This window comes from Rhizobium sp. CSW-27 (genome assembly GCF_018760785.1).
Taxonomy (GTDB): domain Bacteria; phylum Pseudomonadota; class Alphaproteobacteria; order Rhizobiales; family Rhizobiaceae; genus Neorhizobium.
On sequence record NZ_JAHHZO010000001.1, the window covers coordinates 168,732 to 193,083 of the forward strand.

Genomic DNA, 24,352 nt, shown 5'->3' on the forward strand with positions numbered 1-24,352 from the left:
CCAGAATTGCAGTTGACGCTTGCGCTTCGAAGCATCAACTAAGGGCGCAGCAAGCAGGTAGCAGGTTCCTCATGGCATCGCGCGCATACAACATTCCAAACCTCCTCACCTATGCGCGCATCGTGGCCGTGCCGGTCGTCGTGGCGTGCTTCTTCGTGGAAGGTCGGCTGCAGAGTTCCGACGTGGCGCGATGGACGGCGCTCGGCATCTTCGTCGTCGCATCGATCACCGATTACCTCGACGGCTATCTCGCCCGTATCTGGAACCAGACGTCGAATATCGGCCGGATGCTGGATCCGATCGCCGACAAGCTGCTGGTGGCTTCAGTGCTGCTGCTGATGGCGGCCGACGGCACCATTGCCGGCTGGTCGCTCTGGGCGGCCATCACCATTCTCTGCCGGGAAATCCTCGTCTCCGGCCTGCGCGAATATCTGGCGGCGCTGAAGGTGGCGGTGCCGGTGACGCGGATTGCCAAATGGAAGACGACGATCCAGATGGTCTCCATTGCCTTCCTGCTGGCAGGCCCTGCCGGCGACAAGTTCGGCCTCTACACGACCGCGCTCGGCATCACGCTTCTCTGGCTCGCCGCCATTCTGACGATCTATACCGGCTACGACTACTTCAAGGCCGGGCTCAAGCATGTGGTGGAAGAAGAATGAAGGTGAAGCTCGTCTATTTCGCCTGGGTGCGCGAGCGCATCGACAAGCCGGAAGAGGAGATCGAGCTTCCGGACGCAGTCGTGACGGCCGGCGACCTCCTGCGGCATCTGAAGACGCTCGGCGACGGTTACGAGGCGGCCCTGCAATATCCGGAGGTGATCCGCGTGGCGGTGAACCAGGAACATGTCGACCACGACGAGCCGATTGCCGGCGCCCGCGAAATCGGCATTTTCCCGCCGATGACGGGGGGATAGCCGTGGCAGCCTCCCCCACCATCCGTGTCCAGAACGAGGATTTCCACCTCCAGACGGAGATCGACCGGCTGGTGGCCGGACGGACGGATATCGGGGCGGTCGTCACCTTCAGCGGCCTCTGCCGAGACGACGGCGGCAGCCTGAACGCGCTCGAGCTCGAACATTATCCCGGCATGGCGGAAGCGGAAATGCGGCGCATCGCGGAACTCGCGATTGCTCGCTTCTCCCTGCAAGGCCTGACCGCCATTCACCGGTTCGGCAAGATCGCGCCGGGCGAAAACATCGTGCTCGTCATTGCCGCCTCGCGGCACCGGCAGGCGGCTTTCGACGGCGCAAATTTCGTCATGGATTTTCTGAAAACCGCCGCCCCCTTCTGGAAGAAGGAACATCTGGCAGACGGCTCGACCGGCGGCTGGGTCTCGGCCAAGGATGCCGACGATAAGGCTCGGGACAAGTGGCGTTGACCGCTTGATGGCCTCTCTTTTCACCAGCCGATGTCTTCTTCAACCACCAGGTGAGCATGACCGCGATGGCCTCATCGCGCTCGCGACCGACCTCACGGTAAGAGGTTTCCTTGGCGGCCCCCGCGAGGACACGGCCGCGATGGCCAGCGCCGACGCGCTGGTCGCCGGTAGCCCCCACTCCCTCGCATGGGCGGTTCGGCTTCGGGACCAGAGTGAGGCGGGCTGCATCGGACTTGTCGTCATCGGCCCTCATCATGACGACAGACTTCCCGAACTGTCCTATCAATTTCTGCCGGCCTATTGGGGGCGCGGGCTGGCACTGGAATGCACCGAGGCGGTGCTCCGCCATGCCTTCGACAGCCTGTCACTGCCTCGCCTCGTCAGCGAGACACAGGCGGCAAACCGGGCATCCCGGCGGCTTCTCGAGCGACTCGGCATGCGCAAGGCGCGAACCGTCGAGCGTTTTGGGGCGGCACAGATCATCTATGAAATCGCCAATCCGCTTAGCCCGGTCAGGCCATAAGTCGTTCCCGCCGGCCGATCACCAGCAACGCCACCAGCGCACCGAGCATCACCGCATCGCGCCACCAGGCAACGGGAGCGTAGCCGCTCTACAGTGTCTCGCCGAGGCCGAACAGGGCCGCTCATACCGCGCTTATCGGCAGAATGAGGGTAAACTGTTCAGAGGCTTCATTAGCATGAGGTTGACGATGCCCACCCGACGCCGTGCCAGACGACAATGCGGCGCGGGACAGGTGGCGCGGCGGTTGACCGCGGCGCACCCGCATGTCCCGCCTGTTACCAGTTGAGGCGCTGGATATCGCCGTTGAAGGGGTCGTCGTTCTGATTGGGCTGGAAAGCAAGCTGTCTTGGCAGGAACGGCCGGATGGTGCGGATATCGCCCATGTCATAGACAATATTCGGCATCGCAATGGAGCGTTTGCGCACAATGATGCTGATATTGTAGCCGTACTGCAGGATGCTTGCCTCGGAGCAATCAAAGCCGGCAAGCACCATGTGATAGAGCAGCATGCCGCCGTTCCACAGCGAAACATGGCCGCCGACGATCGGATGCTTCAGTGGGGGAACGGTGATGGCAACCACGCCGCCTTCGCGCGTGACAGCGTGAACCTTCTTCAAAAAGAGGTTCGGATTGGGCTGGTGCTCAAGCACGTGCGAAGCCCAGACGCAGTCGAAGGCCGTGTCGAAGGCCATGGTGTTGAAATCGCCGATGACAGTCTGGATGGCGGGGTTGCGCCACTGGTAATAGGGCGACTTGCCGTAATCGAGCGCCGTGACCGTCTTGCCATATTTCAGCAGGACGCCGGCCTGCTGCCCCTGGCCCGATCCGATATCCAGAACCGTCTTGAAGTCAAAATCCTTGATCAGCTTGTAAAGGGCTCGATTGGCAAAGAAGCCATGAAAGTCGGCCGGCAGAGGCTCGGGCAGCACGTCCTCGGGAAAGACGCCATCGACAAGCGCAAGACGGGCCTTCAGGGTCTGGTTTTCCGCATGCAGCGCCATCAGCGTATTCTGCATCATCTGCTTCAGGGCCGCGAGTTCAGACTGGGCCGGGGCAGCCGGGGCTGGCGCTGCGGCGGCACCGGCATCCGGCATGGCAAAGCCGGAGATATCGAAGCCGCGGAAGCTGTTCTGCATTGGCGAACCCGTCATATGATCTTTCCACATCGCTGATCGCTTCAGGTGTCGATTATGCTGATAGAGGGGTTTTCTTGCGTGGGGCTGGAGACAGGCCTTCATGCATCACGTCGCTGACGGACATGTCACACAAGCACCCGTTCCCGCCGGCTGACCACCAGCAACGCCACCAGCGCGCCGAGCATCACCGCATCGCGCCAGGCAAGCGGGCCGTAGCCGCTCCACAGTGTCTCGCCGAGGCCGAACAGGGCCGCGCCCGCCGCCGCCCGCAGCGGATGGCTGTGGCCACCGGCAGCGGCGATCAGCAGCACCTTCAGGCCGAAGACGAGACCGGCGCCGAAATCCATGGTGCCGTAATGGGCCGTGGCAAGAATGCCGGCAAGGGCGGCAAACAGCGCCGCCAGGCCGTAAGCACCAGCGCAGATGCGTCCGACATGGACACCAAGCAGTTCCGCCGCCAGCGGATCGTCGCAGACGGCGCGCCAGTTGCGCCCGAAGCGGCTGACCGCCAGAAACCATCCGCCACCCACCACCAGCAGCACCAGCACCAGGCTGTTCAGCCCCTGCAACAGCGTCAGGCTGGCAGTGCCGCCCTCGTACCGCCAGACGGGAAGCGGCAGATTGAGAAAGGGCGGCAGCCAGAGTTCGCGCGTGCCGGAAGCAAGCCGCGCCGCCTCCATCAGCACAAGCAGCAGGCCAAGCGAGGCGACCGTCAGAGCATTGGGCGCAACATGCGACAGCGGCGCCACCACGTGCCGGCCAATCGCAACGCCGCCGCCGGCGACCAGCAGCACGGCAAAGGCCGCCCCCAGCAGGAGTGCCGCCGGAAAAGTGAGGAACAACCGGTTCCAGCCGAAATGCGCCGCGAGCAGAAACACATGGCCGGAAAAAGCAAACAGGGCGCCATAGGTGATGTCCGCCCGCCGAGTGACGGCAAAGGCAATGGCATAGCCGAAGGCGAGCGCCGCATAGAGGCTGGCGATCGGCAACGCATTGAGCAGCTGTTGCACGGCATAGAGCATGGCACCTCCCCGTCCGACTGGGCGCAATAATTATAACTGGTAAAGCGAGCTTTACCAGTTATATTGAGACATGAACTTTTCCTGGACCCCTCATCGTTTTGCCGGCGGCGCGCTGGCGCTGGATGTTGCCAACAGCGTGATCCTGCGCTTCGACCCGGCGCGCAGCATCGACCGCTTCGCAGATCCGAGCCAGATCGACGCCTTTGTGCGGGCTGCAGCGCAATTTTCCGCCGAACGCGTCCTGTTCGGCCCGCTGGCGCCGGTCACCCCGCAGGCTTGCGCCGCCTTTCTGCGGTTTCGCGAGGCAATTGACCGGCATTTCCGTGCCGAGGCGGAGGGCAAGGCCGCGCCGCACCATCTGGCCGATCTGCTGGAACAGGCGGCCCTTCTGCTGCGCCTTGTCCCGGATGCCGGCGGGCTGGAGGTGCAGACCGTCCACTCGGCACTGCGGCTGATCGCCTTGCCGGAGCCGGAGCGGCTGAAGATCTGCGGCCATTGCGGCTGGCTGTTTCTCGACCGCAGCAAGAACAAGAGCCGCTTCTGGTGTGACATGGCCGTGTGCGGCAATCGCGCCAAGGCGGCCCGTCATTACCGACGCAAGAAAGGGGAACCGGAATGAAAACGAACATCACCGTCGCGGCGCTGTGCCTGCTCACCCTCACCGCCTGCCAGCGCAAGGCGGAAAAACTGGCAGAGTTTTCCGGCCATATCTTCGTCTTCAACTATCGTCTGTCCAAGGCGAATTACGTGGTGACGCTGAGGCCGACCGCGCCGCTGCCGGAGGGCGGCGTGGCGATTGCCCGGTTTGAAAACCCGCGCGGCGGCGAAGCGCTGGTCACGCAAGCAAAACTTTATCCGAAAATGGAAAAGATCGTGCTGGAAAGCCCCAACCTGCAATGCGTGCGCGAGGGCCGCTCCTATGCGGTGAAGATCGACCTGGCGGATGCCAAGGGCACGGTGCTGCAGCAACTCGACACCAAGGTGCTGGCTACCATCGACCAGAGCATCCTGCCGGCCAATTCGATTGTCGCCGGCCCCGCCTATGACATGAACCCGAAGGTGTTCAAGGCCGGGGGCGTGATCGATCTTTCGCCCGTGCAGGATTGCCCGGCCTGAGCCGCCTTCACGGCGCACGGCACCGGTGCTACCAATGGCGGCAATCGCCAGATGAGGGTGCAGCATGTTCCGTGGTCTTTCCGCCTTTCCGCCCACACCCACCGATGCCGAGGGAACCGTCCAGGCCGAGGCACTGTCGCGCCTGATCGACCGCCTCGCCACCGCGGCCGTCGATTCCATCGGCCTGCTCGGCAGCACCGGCGGTTATGCCTTTCTGTCGCGCGAAGAACGCCGGCGGGCGGTGGAGATTGCGCGGGAAGCCGTGGACGGTCGCACACCGCTGATCGTCGGGGTCGGCGCACTGCGCACGGATGCCGCCGTAGCGCTCGCCCGCGATGCCAAGCAGGCAGGAGCGGACGGCCTGCTTCTGGCGCCGGTCTCCTATACGCCGCTCAACGACGAGGAGGTCTATCGGCATTTTCTCGCGGTGGCGGGAGCGACGGATCTGCCGCTCGTCATCTATAACAATCCGGGCACAACGAAGTTCACCTTCAGCCCCGACCTGATCAGCCGACTGTCGGACCTTCCGACCGTGGCGGCGGTGAAGATGCCACTTCCCGCCGGGGGTGATTTTGCCGGCGAGATCGCCGACCTGCGCCAGCGTACGCCGCCAGGTTTCTCCATCGGTTATAGCGGTGACTGGGGCGCGGCACACGCGCTGCTCGCCGGAGCCGATGCCTTCTACAGCGTGGTGGCCGGGCTTTTGCCCAAACCGGCTCTGGCGCTGACGCGTGCGGCCCGCGCCGGCAATGCCGACGAAGCCGCGCGTCTCGACGCCGCTTTCGAACCGCTCTGGACGCTGTTCAAGCAGTTCGGCAGTTTCCGCGTGATGTATGCAATTGCCGCGGAACTCGACCTCTTCCACGCCGCCCCGCCGCGTCCGGTTCTGCCGATCCCGGACGAGGCGCTGCCGCGGGTGGCCGCGGCGATCGAGGCGCTTGAGGGTTAACGTCCGGTCGCGCGGCGAAGCCCCCTCTGGCTGCCGCCATCTCCCCCACAAGGGGGGGAGACCGGACGTGGCAGCGTTGTGCTTCCATCCATCGGCGGTGTGACACGGCAAGTCCCTCCCCCCCTTGTGGGGAGGGGTCTTATGTCAACAGACGAACACTGCCCCTTGTGGGGGCGATGGCCGGCAGGACAGCGGGGGCTGGCCGGGCTCGTACTGAGCCGTGGCTCATTCCCTCCACCGGCCCGGCGCCGTCAAAACCCTTCCAGCACCAGCTTGCCGCGCGCTTTGCCGCTTTCCAGCACCGCATGCGCGGCCTTGAGGTTTTGCGCGTTGATCGGGCGCATCACCTCGGTCAGGGTGGTGCGGATCTTTCCGGTCTCGACAAGCGCGGCGATCTCGTCGAGGAGCTTGCCCTGCTCGTCGATATCGGCCGTCTGGAACATCGAGCGGGTGAACATGAACTCCCAATGCACGGACACGGACTTGCGCTTGAAGGGATTGATGTCGAGCACCGCCGGGTCATCGATCAGACCGAAACGACCCTGCGGGGCGATCAGATCGGCGATATCGGCCAGATGCAGACTGGTCTCGGTGGTGGAAAAGACGAAAGCGGGCTGGCCGATGCCAAGTTCCGCCACCTGCGGCGCCAGCGGCTTGCTGTGATCGACCACATGATGGGCGCCAAGCGCGCGCACCCAATCCTGCGTCTGCGGCCGCGAGGCGGTGGCAATCACCGTCAGGTCGGTCAGCGCGCGCAGCAACTGGATCGCGATCGAGCCGACACCGCCTGCACCGCCGATGATCAGCACGGCGGGTGCTGCGCCCGCAACGGGCTTTGACACCTGCAGGCGGTCGAAGAGCATTTCCCAGGCGGTGATCGCCGTCAGCGGCAGGGCTGCGGCCTCCGGATGCGTGAGCGCGGCCGGCTTGCGCCCGACGATGCGTTCGTCCACCAGATGATACTCACTGTTGGCGCCCGGCCGGTTCAGGGCGCCGGCATAAAAGACCGTATCGCCGACCGAAAAATTCCGAACGTCGGCGCCGACCGCAACCACCTCGCCGGACACATCCCAGCCCAGCACTTTCCAGTCTCCCGGTTCGGCGGAGGCATTGGCGCGCACCTTGGTATCAACCGGGTTCACGGAAATCGCCTCCACCTTCACCAGAAGATCGCGTCCTGCGGCCACCGGCTTGTCCAGGTCGACATCCACCAGTGCATCGGTCCGGTCCAGAGATCCGGCTGTTTGATAGGCCACGGCTTTCATTGATCAACTCCATGCGGTTTGTTGTACTGAGCCGTATATGTGCCTATTATCGCATTTGTGGAATACGCACAAAAAACGGTCATAGTGTCAAAAAGGATACTGTCATGGGCAAGGCACGCCATTCCCGCTTCGATTGCAGCCCGGGCTGTTCGGTGGAGGCGGCGATCGGTCTGATCGATGGCAAATGGAAGTCGGTGATCCTGTTTCACCTGATGGAGCGCACGATGCGCTTCAACGAGATCCGCCGGCAGATTCCCAACGTCACGCAGCGCATGCTGACGAACCAGTTGCGGGAGCTGGAAGAGGATGGGCTGATCAATCGAGAAGTCTATGCGCAGGTGCCGCCAAAGGTGGAATACAGCCTGTCGGATCTGGGGCGCAGCATGCAACCGGTGCTGATGGCGCTGAAGGCCTGGGGCGACACCCATATCGGCCTCTACGGCAAGCCGGTTATGGTCTCGGAAGAAAGCTCCGAGGCCGCGTGATCTTATGGTTTCACGGCCATCCAGATGACGTGACGCGCGCCGCTGCGCTTGGTGCTGGCGCGGACGGAAAGCGCCTCGGCGCTGAAACCGCACTCCCTGAGCCGCCGGGTAAAACGGTCGTCCGGTCCCGATGACCAGACCCCCAGCACGCCTTTCGGGCGAAGGGCTGCGAAAGCCGCCCGCAGGCCTGCATGATCATACAGGCTGTCATTGCTGGTGCGGGTCAGCCCGTCCGGACCGTTGTCGACATCGAGAAGAATGGCGTCGAAGCGCGTCTTCGATGCTTTGATCAGCGCGCCGACATCGCCGACATGCACTGTCACACGCGGATCATCCAGAGAGCCCTTGAACACGTCGGCCATCGGTCCCCTCGCCCAGGCCACCACTTCGGGCACCAGTTCCGCCACGATGATCTCTGCCTCGACCGGCAGCACCGCAAGCGCCGCGCGCAAGGTAAAGCCCATGCCGAGACCGCCGATCAGCACGACGGGCCTCTGTTGATGGGTCAGGCGTTCCGCCGCGAGCTTTGCGAGCGCCTCTTCCGAGCCGCTCAGCCGGCTGTTCATCAGCTCGTTGGCGCCGAGCATGATGGAAAACTCCTGGCCGCGCTGCTTCAGGCGCAGTTCGGCGCTATCACCGGGCACCTTGGCACTGTCGAGCTGGATCCACGGCAGCATCGAAAACCCTCCGTCACGGAAAAAACGAAAGCCGCCCGCAGGCTGGTCCCGCGGGCGGCTGAAATGATCTGTTCTGCCAGAGGCAGAGGCGGCCCTGAGATCAGCCGACGATTTCGGTTTCAGCGAACCAGTAGGCGATTTCCTGGGCAGCGGTTTCCGGAGCATCCGAACCGTGAACCGAGTTTTCGCCGATGGAGACGGCGAACATCTTGCGGATGGTGCCTTCGTCGGCATTGGCCGGGTTGGTGGCGCCCATGATCTCGCGGTTCTTCAGGATGGCGTTTTCGCCTTCGAGAACCTGAACGACGGTCGGGCCGGAGGTCATGCCTTCAACCAGTTCGCCGAAGAACGGACGGTCCTTGTGCACGGCGTAGAAGCCTTCGGCTTCGCGCTTGCTCATCCAGACGCGCTTGGAGGCGATGATGCGCAGGCCATTGTCTTCGAAGACCTTGGTGATGGCACCGGTCAGGTTGCGCTTCGTTGCATCGGGCTTGATCATGGAGAAGGTGCGTTCGATCGCCATAGCGGAAAGTCCTTGTTCTTCAGGGATAAGTGGGCGGTGTTTAGCCGCCCCGAATCACGAAGACAAGGGGGAAAGGCGAATTTCACGCAGCCTTCATAATCGCAATTCGTCAGCCGAAGGTTCGCCCCTTTGCGCCGTGAAGGTCGAGGCAGCGCTCGAACCAGTCCATCACGGGGTCATCGGCAGGCAGCGGCAGAGGACCCGTGGTCAGTCGCAGCCATTGCAGCGCGCCAAAGACGATGTAATCGGCAAACAGCGGTGAAGCGCCACCCAGGAAGGCCTGATACTTCAGCGTATGGCGGATCGGCTGCAGGCGCTCCGTCAGATTGACGATTTCCGCCTCCCGCATCTCGGCAAAGTCCTCAAGCTTGCGACCGAGGAAAGCCTCTCGCGTCTTGCGGAAATACATCTGGTCGGGTTCGGCCAGCATGTCGTGAATATCCTTGACCGCAAGCCTGCTCAGAACCGGATGCACGAGCGTCTGCGACACACCTTCAACGAACCGGGACAATGCCTTGCCGCCTTCGCCGCCAAACAGGGTCGGGCGATCCGGATAGGCCTCTTCCAGGTAAAGCGCGATGTCGAAACTGTCGCGCACCAGATGGTCGCCATCCTTCAGGATCGGCACCGTCTTGGAGAAGCCGTTTTCCAGCTTCGGGATCTCCGTGAACGCCGTCGGACGCTCTTCGAAATCCAGCCCTTTGTGCGCAAGCGCCATCACCGTTTTCCAGGCATGGGGCGAAAAGGGGCGGCGCTCGTCGCGTCCACACAGCGTGTAGAGAGTGCGTGTCATGGTGTCCGGCTCCGTGGCAGGGGAATACGTGTAAGCCACAATGCCGACAATTCGCACCTGTGATCAAATCAGGAAATTTCATCGATCGCATCACACGCAGTGCAGTGTTTTGCGTCTAGTCTGGCCTCCCGTATGTCAGGAGACCCCGCATGCTTCGCCACTTCCAGATGTTTGCCGATTACAATCGCTGGGCCAACGAGCGCGTTTATGACGCCTGCGCCACGCTGAGCGGCGAAGATTTCCGCGCCAACATGGGCGCCTTCTTCGGCTCGGCGCAAGGCACGCTGAACCATCTGCTGGCCGCCGACCGCATCTGGCTGAAACGCTTCACCGGAGCAGGAGACGCGCCGACCGCACTCGATGCGGTCCTGTTCGAGGATTTTGCCGCACTGCGCGCCGCCCGCGAGGCCGAAGACCGGCGCATCATCGGCTGGGTGGACAGCCTGACCGAAGACGATCTTGCCGCCACGATCTCCTATTCGCCGCTGACGATGCCGACGAAGATCGAGCAGCCGCTGGGACCGATCCTGTCGCACGTCTTCAACCACCAGACCCATCACCGCGGCCAGGTGCACACGATCCTGACCAGTCTCGGCAAGCCGTCGCTGGTGCTCGACCTCATCTATTTCCTGCGCGGCGAAGGGGAACGCTGGCAATAGCGCTCCTCCGGCGGCACGCTCTCTTGCATCGCTGAAAAACTTCAGCCAAAACCCGCCGCATGATCACGATTACCGACCTTTCCGCGCGCATCGCGGGCCGCCTTCTTCTCGACCATGCGAGCGTCAGCCTGCCAACCGGCACGAAGGCTGGCCTGGTGGGGCGCAATGGCGCGGGCAAATCGACGCTGTTTCGCGTCATCACCGGCGACATGGCTTCCGAAAGCGGCTCGGTGTCGTTGCCGAAGAACGCCCGGATCGGTCAAGTGGCGCAGGAAGCGCCCGGCACCGAGGATGCGCTGATCGAGATCGTGCTGGCCGCCGACAAGGAGCGCACGGCGCTTCTTGCCGAGGCCGAGACGGCGAGCGACCCCAACCGTATCGCCGAAATCCAGATGCGGCTTGTCGACATCGACGCCCATTCGGCGGAAGCCCGCGCGGCCAGCATTCTCGCCGGTCTCGGTTTCGATGCCGAGGCGCAGCGCCGCCCCGCCTCGTCGTTTTCCGGCGGCTGGCGCATGCGCGTCGCGCTTGCGGCCGTGCTCTTCTCCGAGCCGGACCTGCTGCTGCTCGACGAGCCGACCAACTATCTCGACCTCGAAGGCACGCTGTGGCTGGAAGACTATATCCGGCGTTATCCGCATACCGTCGTCATCATCAGCCACGACCGTGATCTTCTGAACAATGCCGTCAATGCCATCGTGCATCTCGACCAGAAGAAGCTCACTTTTTATCGCGGCGGTTACGACAGTTTCGAGCGGCAGAAGGCGGAAGCCGACGAATTGCAGATGAAGGCGAAGGCGAAGAACGACGCCGCGCGCAAACACCTGCAGAGCTTCATCGACCGCTTCCGCGCCAAGGCCACCAAGGCCCGCCAGGCGCAGAGCCGCATCAAGGCGCTGGAGCGCATGGGGACGGTTGCCGCCGTGATTGAGGATCACGTGGCGCCGATCACCTTTCCCGAACCGGACAAGCAGCCCTCCTCCCCGATCGTCGCGATCGACAAGGGCGCGGTCGGTTACGAACCGGGCAAACCGATCCTGAAGAACATCTCGCTCCGGATCGACAATGACGACCGCATCGCGCTGCTCGGATCGAACGGCAACGGTAAATCCACCTTCGCCAAGTTCATCTCCGGGCGCCTTGAAGCCCAGAGCGGCAATCTGAAGGTGGCGCCGAATCTCAAGATCGGTTTTTTTGCCCAGCACCAGCTGGATGATCTCATCCCCACGCAATCGGCGGTCGACCATGTGCGCCGCCTGATGCCAGAGCAGCCGGAAGCCAAGGTGCGCGCCCGCGTCGCGCAGATGGGGCTTGCGACGGAAAAGATGGATACGCCCGCCAAGGATCTGTCCGGTGGCGAAAAGGCGCGCCTGCTGATGGGCCTTGCCGCCTTCCACGCGCCGAACCTTTTGATCCTCGACGAGCCGACGAACCACCTCGACATCGACAGCCGCCGTGCCCTCATCGAAGCGCTGAACGACTATAACGGCGCCGTCATCCTGATCAGCCATGACCGCCACCTGATCGAGGCGACCGTCGACCGGTTGTGGCTCGTCAACAACGGCACCGTCGCACCCTTTGACGGGGACCTGGAAGAGTATCGCTCGATCATCGTCGCCTCGTCGAAAAAGAAAGACGACAGGCCGCAGGGCGGAGCGGAGGAACAGGCGTCGAAATCCGACCAGCGCAAGGCCAATGCGGAAAAGCGCGCCTCGCTCGCCCCGCTCAAGAAGAAGATCACCGATCTCGAAACCATGACCGCCAAGCTGGAGAAACTGATCCAGGCTCTCGACGCGGAACTGGCCGATCCCGCGCTTTACGAAAAATCTCCCGCCAAGGCCGCAGAAAAGGCCAAGCAACGCAGCGACGCGGCGCAGAAGCTTTCCGAATGCGAAGAACAGTGGCTGGAACTGTCCACCCAGTATGAAGAGGCGATGGCGGGCTGACCCGCGCTCGTTTCTGCACGCCTCCCAGCCGTAAGATGCCGCGCGGCACCGCCAGTTCTGGCGGCAGCGTCGGTGTGCCCTGTCGAGCACCCCTCAATTCTTGGGGTCAAAACCATAAAACTTCGTTTCTTCTCCGGCAAATCCGCTTTAATTAGCACAATCTTAAGTGAAGCTTGGCCATCATCGCCTGCATTCTCCGTTTCATACACGGCAAGCGGGTCACGACCGGCATCCTGCGGGATGGGACTTGGCAGGCTTGCCCTCAAGCTCGACATGCGCATCCCGCACTGTCTGCGGCGTGGCGTCCTGCGCCGCGAGGGATGACGCATGTCGGCGATCACGGATGCGACCCATGATGGCCGTGTCCTCCGGTTTCCGGCATCTGCCGCCATGACGTCGGCAGGCCTCCGCTCTGGATCGATGCAATGCTTCGCGCACTGTCCCTGAAGACATCCCTGACATCCGCCTTTGCCCTGCTTCTCCTGCTGCTTCTGCTGCAGGGAGGTGTCGCGCTCTTTTCCATGCGCGGCATCTTCACCAATGTCGACGGGCTTGCCAACGATGCCGTGCCGGCCGTCGACATCACAAATCGCCTCAACATCTCGATCGCTAATCTGCGCGGCTTGCAGACGCGCCACATCCTGACCACCGAGCCGAAGGCGCTGGAAGAGGCGGAAACGGTGCTGGCGCGCGAGGTGGATAAGCTCAGGAACCGCATGGCAACCTACGAGCCGATGATCTCGCTTGCCGAGGAGAGGACGGCCTTCGACGGCTTCAAGCAGGCGGCTGCCGAATATCTGCGGCTGCACGAACAACTGCTCGCCCTGTCCCGCGCCGGCCAGAAGCAGCAGGCCTCGGCGCTGCTGACCGGCGAGATGGTGAAGAGCTACGAGCGCATGGACGACCATGCCGATGCCTTCCGCGATGCCAATGTCAAGGCGGCAGAGGAGATGTATGCCCAAAGCGCCAGCCGGTTCACCGCTTCGCTGGTCAAGAACGCCATCCTGCTCGCCATCGGCGCCCTGGCGGGCATCGGCGCGATGATCTTCGTCTCCCGCGACGTGTCGCGCCCCATCGACCGGATGACGGCGATCATGCGCCGGCTGGCAGCCAGCGACTTTTCCGCAGGCATTCCCTATCTCGACCGTCGCAACGAGATCGGCCAGATGGCCAGGGCGGTCGAGGTGTTCAAGGACAATGGCATCCGCATGCAGGCGCTGGGCGCCGAGGAGCAGCATTTCAACGAGAAATGCCATGAGCTGCGCACGGCGGTCGGTCAGGTCGTCTCGGCAGCCGTCGAGGGTGATTTCAGCATTCGCATGAACCGGGATTTCGGCTTTGCCGATCTCAATGCCTTTGCCGCCTCGATGAACGAGCTGGTCGAATCGATCGATGCCGGACTGGCAGAAACGCGCCGCGTCATGGGACGGCTGGCCGAAGGCGATCTGACCGACGGCATGCGCGGCACCTTTACCGGCGCCTTTGCGGAGTTGCAGCGCAATGTGAACGGCACGATGGACACGCTGCGCTCCATCGTGACCGAGGTGCGCCAGTCGATCGACCAGATCAATTCCGGTTCCGGCGAACTGCGCTATGCCTCCGACGATCTGGCCCGGCGGACCGAACAGCAGGCAGCCGCCCTGGAGGAGACCTCTTCGGCACTGGAGGAGATCACCGTTTCCGTGCGCCAGGCGACCGAGCGCGCCGGGGAAGCCACCCGCAAGGTGGATCAGGCCCGACGCAGCACCGAGGCGTCCAGCGTCGTCGTTGGCGATGCGATCGCCGCCATGGAGCGCATCGAACAGGCCTCCGGACAGATCGGCCAGATCATCAACGTCATCGACGAGATCGCCTTCCAGACCAATCTTCTGGCGCTGAATGCCGGCGTCGAAGCCGCCCGTGCCGGCGAGGCCGGCAAGGGCTTTGCGGTTGTCGCCCAGGAGGTGCGGGAACTCGCCCAGCGTTCCGCCGGCGCCGCCAAGGACATCAAGGCGCTGATCACCCGCTCCGGCGAGGAGGTGGCCTCCGGCGTCAGGCTCGTCACCGCCACGGGTGACGCCCTGGCCCAGATCCGCGGCCATGTCGACAGCATCAATGGCGAAGTGCACGAGATCGCCGCCACCTCGAAGCAGCAATCCAGCCGCCTGCAGGAGATCAACGCCACCGTGGGACAGATGGATCAGGTCACGCAGCGCAATGCCGCCATGGTGGAGGAGACCACCGCCAGCACCAACCGGCTGGCAGACGACGCCCATCAGCTCGCGCGCCTGATCGGCCGCTTCACGCTCGCGGACGACATGCGCCCCGCCACCCTGCGCCAGGCCAGCCGCACCGCCGTTCCGACGGTGTCACGCCCGCGGGCAGCGGCGGGTTGAGACCCGACGCAGAGGCCTTGGACGCACACACGGCAGGCGCCGCAACCGGCCGCCCGCCCGATACGCGAAGGGGCCGGCTTCCCGCGCGGGAAAGCCGGCCCCTTGACATGTCATCTCCGCAGGCCCCGCGGATCAGGCCTTGAAGGCGCCGTGCACGGCAGTCTCGGACAGCGGCAGGCGCGGGCTTGCCACTTCGCGGGCCTGCAGCGCTTCCGGCAGCAGCGAGGCATCGCCCTGCTTGCCGATTGCGACGGCCGCGTGCAGCACGTGGTCTTCCGGCAGGTTCACGGCCTTTGCCATGGCCTGCCTGTCGAAGCCCGCCATGGCATGCGAGGCCCAGCCCGCCATGTGCGCCTGCAGCGCCAGATAGCCCCAGGCGGTGCCGGCATCGAAAGTGTGGCTGCCATTGTCGCTCGCCTCGGTCTTGCCGGGCGCGGTGAAGCGGGTGGCAGACGCGATGATGACGAGCGCGGAGGCCTTTTCCGCCCAGCTCTGGTTGAAGGGCATCAGCGCACCGAGGATCGGCTGCCAGCCGGCATCGCCGCGCAGCGCATAGATGAAGCGCCAGGGCTGCGCATTGAAAGCGGACGGCGCCCAGCGGGCGGCTTCCAGAAGACCCAGAAGTTCCTGCTCCGAGATCGTGGCATCGGTGAAGGCACGGGGCGACCAACGGGCGGTGAACACCTCCGCGATGGGATGGTCAGCCTGGCGGGTATTGGCGGTCATGGCATCGAGGCTCCTTGCTTGCGGGACAGCATGAGCTAGCAAGCCCTGCTGCAGCGCACAAGGGGCAGCCTTCGGGCGCAGGCGGCGGGCCTGCGGCCGCCTGCGCCACTCACGCCTTCTTGATCCAGCGCCCCTCTTCCGACTGCTGCCAGTAGGTCAGCCGGTGCCCCTCGCCCTTCAGCCGCTTCCAGTGGGCGCGCGCCCCTTCCAGTTGTACGGCATCGTGACCGTCGAACATGAAGACCACGCGCTCATAGGCCGACAGGTCTCCCGGCTCGGCGCCGTCCACGAGGAAACGCACGCTGGCACCGTTCGGATTATGGTCATGAACCGTCAGCAGCACAGGCTGCTCCGCCGCAAGCGCGCCGGTATCGGGCCCGTGCGGCAGGAAGCTGTCTTCCCGGAAGGTCCACAGATGCTGGTCCAGCCTGTCGCGGCGTGCCTCTTCCACCGTCTGGAGCACGACGCGCCAGCCGCGCTCGACACTCTTCTCGAGAAGCGCCGGCAGCGCATCCTCGAGCTTCGATTCGGTCAGATGGTAGAAGAGCACCTCGGTCATTGTGCCGCTCACGCCTCGTAGCGGTCGCGCACCAGCTGGTCGAGCAGGCGCACGCCGTAGCCCGAGCCCCAGGACTGGTTGATCTCGTTCAGGGGCGAGGCCATGGCCGTACCGGCGACGTCGAGATGCGCCCAGGGCGTTTCGCCGACGAAACGCTTGAGGAACTGCGCCGCCGTGATCGAACCCGCATAGCGGCCGCCGCTGTTCTTCATGTCGGCGAACTTCGAATCGATGATCTTGTCGTAGTCCTTGCCGAGCGGCATGCGCCACAGCTTTTCGCCGCTCTGTTCGCCCGCGGCAAGCAGACCGGCCGCCAGTTCGTCGTCATTGGAGAAGAGACCGGCCTGCAGATTGCCGAGTGCCACCAGGATCGCACCGGTCAGCGTTGCGAGGTTGATCATGAAGCGCGGCTTGAAGCGTTCCTTGGCATACCACAGCGCATCGGCCAGAACGAGGCGGCCTTCCGCGTCGGTATTGATGATCTCGATCGTCTGGCCGGACATGGACGTGACGATATCGCCCGGGCGCTGCGCATTGCCGTCCGGCATGTTTTCCACAAGCCCGATGATGCCGACGGCATTCACTTTCGCCTTGCGGGCGGCCAGCGTGTGCATGAGGCCGGTGACGGCAGCCGCACCGCCCATGTCGCCCTTCATGTCCTCCATGTTGGCGGCCGGCTTGATCGAAATGCCACCGGTATCGAAGACGACGCCCTTGCCGATGAAGGCAAGCGGCGCCTCATCCGCCTTGCCGCCCTTCCACTGCATGATCGCCATGCGCGGCGGCCGGGCAGACCCCTGCGCCACACCGAGCAGCGCCCCCATGCCGAGCGTGCGCATCTCGGTTTCCGTCAGGATTTCCACCTCGACGCCGAGGGCCTCCAGCGCCCTGGCTCGGTCGGCGAATTCGACCGGGCCGAGCACGTTCGGCGGCAGGTTGACCAGCTCTCGCGCGAGGTTGACGCCACCGGCCACGGCTTCTGCAAAGCCGAAACCGGCCGAAGCGGACGCGTGATGCGCGGTCACGATGGTGATCTCGACGGTCTTGGCTGGCTTGTCCTCGTCATCCGCCTTCTTGGTCTTGAAGCTGTCGAAGCTGTAGGCGCGCAGCAGCAGGCCGGTTGCGAAATCCACGGCCCTGGCGGCATCCACCTCGAGGCCCGGCGCATCAAGGAAGACCGTCACCTTCTCGGCGCGCTTGATCATGCTCGAGGCCTTGCCGCCGGCGCGCAGCCAGTCATAGGCGGTGATCTCTGCCGGCTTGCCAAGACCAAGTACCACCAGACGGTCAAACGGCGACTGGTGCGGCGCCAGCACGTCCAGAACGCTCATCGACTTGCCGGAAAAGCCGGCGATCTCCGCGGCGCGCGGCACGACCTGCCCCGGATCGGCCTGATCGGCAGCGGCGATGGCGTGATCGCCGGACACCTTAAGGGCCACGGCAAGGCCGCTGCCGGAAGCGGCGGCTGGTGCGAAACGAATTGTATACTGAACGGACATTTCTTCTCCGGACGCAGAGGATGATGTAAGACTTCGAGGCCAATCTGGGGGGATCAGCCACAAAGGGCAAGGGAGCGGCCACCGGTTTGCCGGCGCAGCGTCTTAATGTTGTCATGCGCCATGCGTAACCGCTACCGTGCCCAGAAGGATCAAGGGGAAGGAATAAACGCTTTGGCAGATGCGTTCCAGTCACCGAACATGTTTTCCGGGGCAAGGCTCCGCCAGGCTTTCCAGCAGCCGCAGGCCTGGTTCATCACGCTCTTTTGCATCTGGTGGCTTCTTCTCGGTCTGTTCTACCTGTTTCCCGGCATCGACATCGCGGTGGCGCGCAGCTTCTTCCACCCGGCAAGCTGCGGTGCGGACACGGTGGCCGGCCGCATTTGCGGCAGCTTTGCCTATTCGAGCGAGGCGGCGCTGATTGCGCTACGCAAGTTCTTCTTCTACCTGCCCGTGGTCGTGGCGATCTTCCTTCTGGTGCTGCTCCTCGACAATTTCCAGCACCATGGCGCCACCTATGACCCGCAGAAGACGAAGCGCTATTCGATCGCGCTCATCTCCTTCCTGCTCGGTCCCTATGTGCTGGTGAACCTGGTCATCAAGACGATTTCCGGCCGCTCGCGCCCCTACAGCACGGACCTGTTCGGCGGCACGGAGATTTTCACCCCGGCCGGGGCGCTGCATGGCAGCTGTCTCAACAACTGCTCGTTCATCTCGGGCGAGGCCTCCAGCGCCGGCTGGCTCGTCTGTCTCGTGGTGCTGTTGCCGCCGCGCCTGCGCCCGATTCTCGGGCCACCCCTGTTTCTCTTCTGTCTGGTGCCGGCAAGCCTCAGGCTGTCCTTCGGGGGCCATTATCTGTCGGACGTCATCCTGGGCTTCCTGTCGTCCTGGGTCGTCTATGCGGGCGTGGCCGCCTATTTCGAAATGACACAGACACAAAAAAAACACCGGTAGCAAACAGTTTTGTGACAGAGCGGCTGTCGCCACGGCGTCGCGAATTGCATAAAACCCGCAAACCAGCCGCCCTCGCGGGCCACCACAGACCGGACCAGAATGAAGCTTCTCGAACTCTACATCTTTCGGCGAGCGTTCCAGATGTTCTTCATCACCCTCATTCCGGTGCTGACGATCATCTGGACCATCCAGGTCCTTGGCCGTATCAACCTCGTCACCGATACCGGACAGTCGATGGGCTCGTTCGCCCTGCTGGCAACCTTCATCCTGCCAACGATCATCCCGGTCGTGCTGCCCTTTGCCATCGTCATCGGCGTCACCCAGACGCTGAACGCGATGAACAACGATTCGGAACTGGCGGTGATCGATGCGGCCGGCGCGCCCCGCTCCATCCTCTACCGGCCGGTGATGGTGCTCGCCATCGGCATGGCGGCCTTCTCCTTCCTCATCACCAATTTCGTCGAGCCCGCCTCGCGCACCAAGGCGCGTGACATGGTGGCGGAAGCCTATGCCGACCTTTTGTCGTCCGTCATCGAGGAGAAGACCTTCCGCAGCATCGAGGACAATCTCTATGTGCAGATCTCGGAGCGCCATTCCGGCCGTATCCTCAAGGGCCTGTTCCTCGTGGATTATCGCGATCCCAACATGGATCTCATCTACTACGCACGCGAGGGTTCCATCGACGAGAACGGCACGACGCTGACCATGCGCGACGGCGAGGTGCACCGCAAGGCCAAGGATGGCCGCATTTCCGTGGTCAAGTTCCTCTCCTATGCCTTCGACCTGTCATCGATGAACGAGACGACCGGTGACAAGACGGTGTTTTCCAGCGACCGCAGCCTCGCCTTCCTGCTGAAGCCGGACCCGACGGACAAGGTGTTCCTGCATGCGCCCGGCGCCTTCCGTTCCGAACTGCACCGACGGCTGTCGGACTGGATGCTGCCGGTGGTCTTCGCGCTGATCTCGCTGGTGGTGGCCGGCAATGCCCGCTCCAGCCGCCGCGCCCGGCTGCACCCGATGGTGCTGGCGCTGATCCTTGCCTTCGCGCTGCGCTGGCTGAGCTTCTACATCGTCAACCTGACGAAGACGAGCGCCGCCGCCGTGCCCTTCGTCTATCTCGTGCCTGGGGCCTTCGGCGTCGTCTGCATCGTGATGCTGATGACCAACCGCCAGCTGCGCATGCCGCCGGTGATCGCCAACCTGACGGGCCACTGGATGAACAGGGCCGAGCGCGGCCTGCGCCAGATGGCATCCGACGCCAAGGAAGGCGGCCAGTCATGATCGCGCGCACCCTCAGCTGGTATTTCTTCAAGCGCTACATCATCACGGCGGTCTGGTTCGTGCTCGGCGTGTGCGGCATCATTTTCCTTGCCGATTTCAGCGAGACGAGCCGGCGCATGTCGGGCTTCGTCGGCTATACGGTACCCGGCGGCCTGCTGATGAGTGCCATGCGCCTGCCCCTGATCTTCCAGCAGACGATCCCGACGCTGACGCTCTTCATCGGCATGACCACGCTGATCACCCTCAACCGCCGCTCCGAACTGGTGGTGACGCGCGCGGCCGGGCTTTCGGTCTGGCAGTTCATCCTGCCCTTCGTGGCAGGCGCCTTCCTGATCGGCGTTGCGACGGTCACCGTCGTCAATCCGCTTGCCGCATGGGGCCAGAACCTGTCCTCCACCATGGAATCGGAATGGCGCAAGGCGAGCAATGCCAGCCGCCCGTCCAACTTCCTGCCGTGGATCCGCCAGATCAGCAAGACGGACGACACGATCATCGGCGCCAAGGGCTTCGAGAACGGCGGAACGCAGCTGATCGACGTCGTGCTTTTCCACTTCGACGCCAAGGGCCGCATCACGCTGCGGCAGGATGCGCGCACCGCCACCTTGGAGGATGGTTACTGGCAGCTTAACAACGTGCTGGAAACGCGAACCGACGCGCCGCCGGTGCGCCTGCCGGAGGTGAAGGTTGCGACCAACCTGCGCAAGGCCTATCTGCAGGAATCGCTTTCCAAGCCGGAAGACGTTGCTTTCTTTGACATTTTACGAAAAATTGAAATTGTTCGATCCTTCGGCATCTCCACCAAGCCGTTCGAGACGCAATTTCATTCGCTCCTGTCCTTGCCGCTGCTTCTGGTGGCAATGACCCTGATCGCTGCAACGGTTTCCCTCCGCTTCAGCCGAATGGCACAATCGCGTTCGGTGATTCTGGGTGGAATCGTCTGTGGCTTCGTGCTTTATGTGGTAACCGTGCTTGTAAAAGCATTCGGGAGCAGCGGCGTTGTGCCGCCTTTCGTGGCCGTCTGGATTCCGGTGGTGGTCGCGATGGCGATTGGTGCAACGATCCTGCTTCATCAGGAGGATGGCTAGTGGCGGTACATGACCGCGGGAATATCAGACGGCTTTTTGCGGCCCTGCTGACCAGCACGGCTGCATGTGTACTGGCCGTAAACCCGTCACCCGTGCAGGCACAGGCGTCGCGCCTGGTGCCGGAAGCGGCCGATGGAGCAAAGATGCTCCTGCGTGCCAATGAACTCGTCTACAATCAGGACAGCCAGCGCGTGACGGCCACGGGCGGCGTGCAGATCTATTACAACCGCCACCGCATGGTTGCCCAGCGCGTGGAATATGACCAGAAGACCGGGCGCGTGATGGCGACCGGCAACATCGAGCTGGTGGAGCCGGACGGCAACCGGATCTATGCCGAATCGCTCGATATCACCGATGACTTCGGCGAGGGTTTCGTGAACTCGCTGCGCGTCGAGACCACCGACAATACGCGCATGGCCGCCGAAAGCGCCGAGCAGCTGCCCGACGAGAAGATGATCCTCAACAACGGGGTCTACACCGCCTGCCTTCCCTGTGCGCAGCGGCCGGACAAGGCCCCGCTCTGGCAGGTGAAGGCGCAGCGCGTCATCCGCGACGGCAAGAGCCACACGATACGCCTGGAACACGCCCGTTTCGAGCTGTTCGGCATGCCGATCGGCTACGTGCCCTTCGTCACCGTTCCGGACGAGACGGTGGAGCGCAAGTCGGGCTTCCTGTTCCCGAGCATGAGCCTGACCGACAAGCTGGGCTTCGGCACCACGGTGCCCTATTACCATGTCTTCTCGCCGAGCATGGATGCGACGCTGAGCCCGACCTACTACACCAAGCAGGGCCTGCTGCTTCAGGGCGAGGTGCGCAACCGCTTCGAAACGGGCGATCACACGCTGCGATTCGCTTATATCGACCAGCAGAAGGCCAGCGCCTTCGATCCCGGAACCAGCGATGCGCGCGCCGGCAACCGCGCGATGATCTACTCAAAGGGCGAGTTCAAGATCAATCCGCGCTGGACTTTTGGCTGGAATGCCATGATCCAGTCGGACAACAATTTCTCGAAGACCTACAAGCTGGAAGGTCTCAACACGTCCAACGTAACCAACGACGTGTATCTGACCGGGATCGGCACGCGGAACTATTTCGACCTGCACAATTATTATTTCGACGTGCAGGACACGGATTATTCCAGCCTGGCCGAGAAGCGTCAGGCAATCGTCTATCCGGTCATCGACTATACCTATTATGCGCCGGAACCGGTTGCCGGCGGCGAACTGTCGTTCAACGCAAACCTGACCAACATTTCGCGCCGCAAGGACGATTTCTACACGGAAGGCTCATCGACACGCTTCCGCGGGCTGGAAGGCAGCTACAGCCGCTTCACCGCCGAGGCGGAATGGAAGCGGACCTTCACGACCGATGAAGGCCTGCTGATCACGCCGATCCTCGCGGCGCGCGGCGACGGCCTGCGCAGCACGGCCTCCAGCGCACCGAGCTATAACGGCGTGACCTATGACGGAGATTTTTCCGGCGACAGCGCCAATGCCCGCTACATGCTGACGGCCGGCTTCGAGGCGCGCTATCCGGTTCTGATCACCACGGGCACGGGCACGCATGTGATCGAGCCGATGGCCCAGGTCTTTGCCCGCCCCAACGAGCAGCTGGCCGGCGAACTGCCGAACGAGGACGCGCAGAGCTTCGTCTTCGACGCAACGACACTGTTCGAGCGCGACAAGTTCTCCGGCTATGACCGGATCGAAGGCGGCACCCGCGCCAATGTCGGCGTGCGTTATTCCGGCACCTTCGACAATGGCATCGGGCTGCGCGGCATCTTCGGCCAGTCCTACCAGCTGGCCGGCCAGAATTCCTTCGCCACGGCGGATCTCGTCAATGTCGGCGCCGATTCAGGCCTCGAAAGCAAGGTGTCGGACTTCGTCACCATGGCGGCGCTCGACCTGCCGAAGGGCTACACGATCCAGGCGCAGGGCCGATTCGACGAGAAGACGCTCGAGCTGCGTCGTGCAGATGCCTCGGTGAGCTACAAGCTGCCGCGGGTCAACGGCACGGTGATCTACACCAATATCCAGCCGCAGCCGGAATACGGACTGCAGGAAACAGCCGAATATCTGAAGGCGGCCAACAGCCTGAAGATCAACGAAAACTGGTCGTTCGCCACCTCCGCCACCTGGGACATCAACAAGCGTGACGTGGTGCGGCGTGGTGTGGGCCTGACCTATGCCGACGAATGCACCGTCTTCACCGTTGCCTATAGCGACCAGCCGGCCAATACCGATCCGAACGACTGGACGGTGACGGCGCGGCTGACCTTCCGCACCCTGGGTGACATCAATGTCGGGTCCTCCGGCGACAGCAGCAGCAACTGAGATCGCAACCCTTGCGCTTGTCATTGTTTCGCCGCATGAATTATGCAATCCAGAACCATCACGGATATCGGCTGAGCCGGCGGCCATATGGCCGCCGCATCGCAAGAAGGGACCAATGATGTTTGCCAGCAATGCCTTGCGCCGGGCAGCACTCGCCGCTACCGCACTCGCTATGGCCTTCGTCGTGGATCCGGCTCCCCGTCTGGCCCTTGCGGCAAGCGAAGTGGCGGTGGTCGTCAACAAGACGCCGATCACCAGCACCGATGTCGCCAAGCGGATGGCCTTCCTGAAGCTGCAGCGGCAGACGGGCAATCTGCGCAAGATGGCCATCGACCAGCTTGTCGATGAAACGCTGAAGCGCGACGAGATCGCCCGCACGCGCATGTCGGTCAGCACCGAGGATGTCGATCGCGCATTCGAGCGCTTCGCCCAGGGCAACAAGCTGTCGGTCGCGCAGATGAGCCATATTCTCGACCAGGCCGGTGTCGGCGTCGAACACTTCAAGGCCTTCATCGCCGTACAGATGAGCTGGCCGCGCCTCGTCAACGCGCGCTACGGCTCCAGCGCCAAGATGTCGCCGGACGAACTCGTCAAGCGCATGCAGGAAAACAAGGAAAAGCCGGTCACCACCGAATATTTCCTGCAGCAGATCATTTTCGTGGTGCCGCAGGCACGCCGCAACGAGCTTCTGGCGAAGCGCAAGGCGGAAGCCGACAAGGCCCGCCCCAATTTCCCCGGCTGCGACAAGGCCAAGGATTTTGCCAAGACCATGCTGGATGTTTCCGTGCGCGACCTGGGCCGCGTGATGAAGCCGGAACTGCCGGAGGACTGGCGTCCGCTGATCGAGAAGCCTGCCGCCAATGGCACCACGGGCACGCGCGTGACCGAGCGCGGCGTCGAGTTCCTGGCCATCTGCAACCAGCGCCAGGTTTCCGACGACACGGCGGCGGAAGTGGTGTTCCGTGCCGAAGACCTCGGCAAGCAGCAGAAGGGTCAGGAAAATCCCAACGACGCGAAATATCTCGCGGAACTGCGCCAGCAGGCGCAGATCGTCTATCCTTGAGCGGCGCAG

The 24,352-nt window shown here is 63.4% G+C and carries 25 protein-coding genes; 16 read left to right on the forward strand and 9 right to left on the reverse strand.

All coding sequences use genetic code 11. From position 1 onward, the window contains the following. Positions 1–71 precede the first annotated feature (71 nt). From pgsA to KLP42_RS00880, 4 genes are read left to right on the forward strand one after another with little or no spacing between them, the layout of a single operon-like run. Positions 72–659 carry a CDP-diacylglycerol--glycerol-3-phosphate 3-phosphatidyltransferase gene (gene pgsA / locus KLP42_RS00865; protein WP_215563921.1) on the forward strand — a complete coding sequence of 196 codons (588 nt, stop codon included), beginning with the start codon at positions 72–74 and terminating at the stop codon, positions 657–659. Further along, on the forward strand, positions 656–913 hold the full coding sequence (moaD, locus tag KLP42_RS00870; RefSeq protein WP_215563923.1) for a molybdopterin converting factor subunit 1: 258 nt from the start codon (positions 656–658) through the stop codon (positions 911–913). Before pgsA ends, moaD begins: the two co-directional genes overlap by 4 nt. A gap of 2 nt (positions 914–915) precedes the next feature. After that, a complete protein-coding gene (locus KLP42_RS00875; protein ID WP_215563925.1) occupies positions 916–1,377 on the forward strand; it encodes a molybdenum cofactor biosynthesis protein MoaE in 462 nt (153 codons plus the stop codon). Between the two features lie 7 nt (positions 1,378–1,384). Next, positions 1,385–1,900, forward strand: coding sequence for a GNAT family N-acetyltransferase (locus KLP42_RS00880; protein WP_215563927.1), 516 nt, complete (start codon positions 1,385–1,387; stop codon positions 1,898–1,900). A gap of 275 nt (positions 1,901–2,175) precedes the next feature. On the opposite strand, the gene KLP42_RS00885 is transcribed toward KLP42_RS00880, so the two are convergent. Next, complete coding sequence (locus tag KLP42_RS00885) at positions 2,176–3,051, reverse strand: class I SAM-dependent methyltransferase (RefSeq protein WP_215563929.1); 876 nt, start codon at positions 3,049–3,051, stop codon at positions 2,176–2,178. A gap of 110 nt (positions 3,052–3,161) precedes the next feature. Beyond that, complete coding sequence (locus KLP42_RS00890; protein WP_215563931.1) at positions 3,162–4,058, reverse strand: branched-chain amino acid ABC transporter permease; 897 nt, start codon at positions 4,056–4,058, stop codon at positions 3,162–3,164. Positions 4,059–4,128: 70 nt separating this feature from the next. On the opposite strand from KLP42_RS00890, the gene KLP42_RS00895 reads away from it, so the two are divergent. The 3 genes from KLP42_RS00895 (at position 4,129) to KLP42_RS00905 (ending at position 6,123) form a co-directional block, all read left to right on the forward strand. Continuing rightward, positions 4,129–4,677, forward strand: coding sequence for a CGNR zinc finger domain-containing protein (locus tag KLP42_RS00895; protein WP_215563933.1), 549 nt, complete (start codon positions 4,129–4,131; stop codon positions 4,675–4,677). After that, a complete protein-coding gene (locus KLP42_RS00900; RefSeq protein ID WP_215563935.1) occupies positions 4,674–5,174 on the forward strand; it encodes a hypothetical protein in 501 nt (166 codons plus the stop codon). Before KLP42_RS00895 ends, KLP42_RS00900 begins: the two co-directional genes overlap by 4 nt. 64 nt (positions 5,175–5,238) lie before the next feature. After that, positions 5,239–6,123, forward strand: coding sequence for a dihydrodipicolinate synthase family protein (locus KLP42_RS00905; protein WP_215563937.1), 885 nt, complete (start codon positions 5,239–5,241; stop codon positions 6,121–6,123). A gap of 251 nt (positions 6,124–6,374) precedes the next feature. On the opposite strand, the gene KLP42_RS00910 is transcribed toward KLP42_RS00905, so the two are convergent. Further along, positions 6,375–7,388, reverse strand: coding sequence for a zinc-binding alcohol dehydrogenase family protein (locus KLP42_RS00910; protein ID WP_215563939.1), 1,014 nt, complete (start codon positions 7,386–7,388; stop codon positions 6,375–6,377). 104 nt (positions 7,389–7,492) lie between these two features. Between KLP42_RS00910 and KLP42_RS00915 the strand changes: the two genes are divergently transcribed. After that, positions 7,493–7,873 (forward strand): winged helix-turn-helix transcriptional regulator, encoded by a 381-nt coding sequence (locus KLP42_RS00915; protein ID WP_215563941.1) that lies wholly within the window; start codon positions 7,493–7,495, stop codon positions 7,871–7,873. 2 nt (positions 7,874–7,875) lie between these two features. Here KLP42_RS00915 and KLP42_RS00920 read toward each other — a convergent pair whose 3' ends face one another. From KLP42_RS00920 to KLP42_RS00930, 3 genes are all read right to left on the reverse strand, one after another. Then, positions 7,876–8,550 carry a spermidine synthase gene (locus tag KLP42_RS00920; protein ID WP_215563943.1) on the reverse strand — a complete coding sequence of 225 codons (675 nt, stop codon included), beginning with the start codon at positions 8,548–8,550 and terminating at the stop codon, positions 7,876–7,878. Between the two features lie 100 nt (positions 8,551–8,650). Continuing rightward, the gene (gene ndk, locus KLP42_RS00925) at positions 8,651–9,073 is read right to left on the reverse strand and encodes a nucleoside-diphosphate kinase (RefSeq protein ID WP_215563945.1); all 423 of its coding nucleotides are present in this window, start codon (positions 9,071–9,073) and stop codon (positions 8,651–8,653) included. A 109-nt stretch (positions 9,074–9,182) separates the two neighbouring features. Beyond that, on the reverse strand, positions 9,183–9,866 hold the full coding sequence (locus KLP42_RS00930) for a glutathione S-transferase family protein (RefSeq protein WP_215563947.1): 684 nt from the start codon (positions 9,864–9,866) through the stop codon (positions 9,183–9,185). 149 nt (positions 9,867–10,015) lie between these two features. Here KLP42_RS00930 and KLP42_RS00935 point away from each other — a divergent pair, with 149 nt between their 5' ends. The 3 genes from KLP42_RS00935 (at position 10,016) to KLP42_RS00945 (ending at position 14,846) form a co-directional block, all read left to right on the forward strand. Next, a complete protein-coding gene (locus KLP42_RS00935) occupies positions 10,016–10,525 on the forward strand; it encodes a DinB family protein (protein WP_215563948.1) in 510 nt (169 codons plus the stop codon). Between the two features lie 59 nt (positions 10,526–10,584). Beyond that, the gene (locus KLP42_RS00940; RefSeq protein ID WP_215563950.1) at positions 10,585–12,471 is read left to right on the forward strand and encodes an ABC-F family ATP-binding cassette domain-containing protein; all 1,887 of its coding nucleotides are present in this window, start codon (positions 10,585–10,587) and stop codon (positions 12,469–12,471) included. Positions 12,472–12,896: 425 nt separating this feature from the next. Further along, positions 12,897–14,846, forward strand: a complete 1,950-nt coding sequence (locus KLP42_RS00945; RefSeq protein WP_215563952.1) for a HAMP domain-containing methyl-accepting chemotaxis protein — start codon at positions 12,897–12,899, stop codon at positions 14,844–14,846. A gap of 132 nt (positions 14,847–14,978) precedes the next feature. Here KLP42_RS00945 and KLP42_RS00950 read toward each other — a convergent pair whose 3' ends face one another. The 3 genes from KLP42_RS00950 to KLP42_RS00960 form a co-directional block, all read right to left on the reverse strand. Continuing rightward, the gene (locus KLP42_RS00950) at positions 14,979–15,572 is read right to left on the reverse strand and encodes a nitroreductase family protein (RefSeq protein ID WP_215563954.1); all 594 of its coding nucleotides are present in this window, start codon (positions 15,570–15,572) and stop codon (positions 14,979–14,981) included. Positions 15,573–15,681: 109 nt separating this feature from the next. After that, the gene (locus tag KLP42_RS00955) at positions 15,682–16,131 is read right to left on the reverse strand and encodes a DNA polymerase III subunit chi (RefSeq protein WP_215563957.1); all 450 of its coding nucleotides are present in this window, start codon (positions 16,129–16,131) and stop codon (positions 15,682–15,684) included. A gap of 8 nt (positions 16,132–16,139) precedes the next feature. Continuing rightward, a complete protein-coding gene (locus KLP42_RS00960) occupies positions 16,140–17,630 on the reverse strand; it encodes a leucyl aminopeptidase (RefSeq protein WP_215563959.1) in 1,491 nt (496 codons plus the stop codon). Between the two features lie 171 nt (positions 17,631–17,801). On the opposite strand from KLP42_RS00960, the gene KLP42_RS00965 reads away from it, so the two are divergent. From KLP42_RS00965 to KLP42_RS00985, 5 genes are all read left to right on the forward strand, one after another. Next, on the forward strand, positions 17,802–18,581 hold the full coding sequence (locus KLP42_RS00965; RefSeq protein ID WP_252192684.1) for a phosphatase PAP2 family protein: 780 nt from the start codon (positions 17,802–17,804) through the stop codon (positions 18,579–18,581). A gap of 99 nt (positions 18,582–18,680) precedes the next feature. After that, entirely contained in the window at positions 18,681–19,862 is a 1,182-nt protein-coding gene (locus tag KLP42_RS00970; RefSeq protein ID WP_215563961.1) for an LptF/LptG family permease, read from the forward strand. Further along, the gene (gene lptG, locus KLP42_RS00975) at positions 19,859–20,947 is read left to right on the forward strand and encodes an LPS export ABC transporter permease LptG (RefSeq protein WP_215563963.1); all 1,089 of its coding nucleotides are present in this window, start codon (positions 19,859–19,861) and stop codon (positions 20,945–20,947) included. Before KLP42_RS00970 ends, lptG begins: the two co-directional genes overlap by 4 nt. Then, a complete protein-coding gene (locus tag KLP42_RS00980) occupies positions 20,947–23,280 on the forward strand; it encodes an LPS-assembly protein LptD (RefSeq protein ID WP_502941252.1) in 2,334 nt (777 codons plus the stop codon). The genes lptG and KLP42_RS00980 overlap by 1 nt, the downstream gene beginning before the upstream one ends. Before the next feature lie 115 nt (positions 23,281–23,395). Further along, positions 23,396–24,343 carry a SurA N-terminal domain-containing protein gene (locus KLP42_RS00985; protein ID WP_215563967.1) on the forward strand — a complete coding sequence of 316 codons (948 nt, stop codon included), beginning with the start codon at positions 23,396–23,398 and terminating at the stop codon, positions 24,341–24,343. Positions 24,344–24,352: the final 9 nt, after the last annotated feature.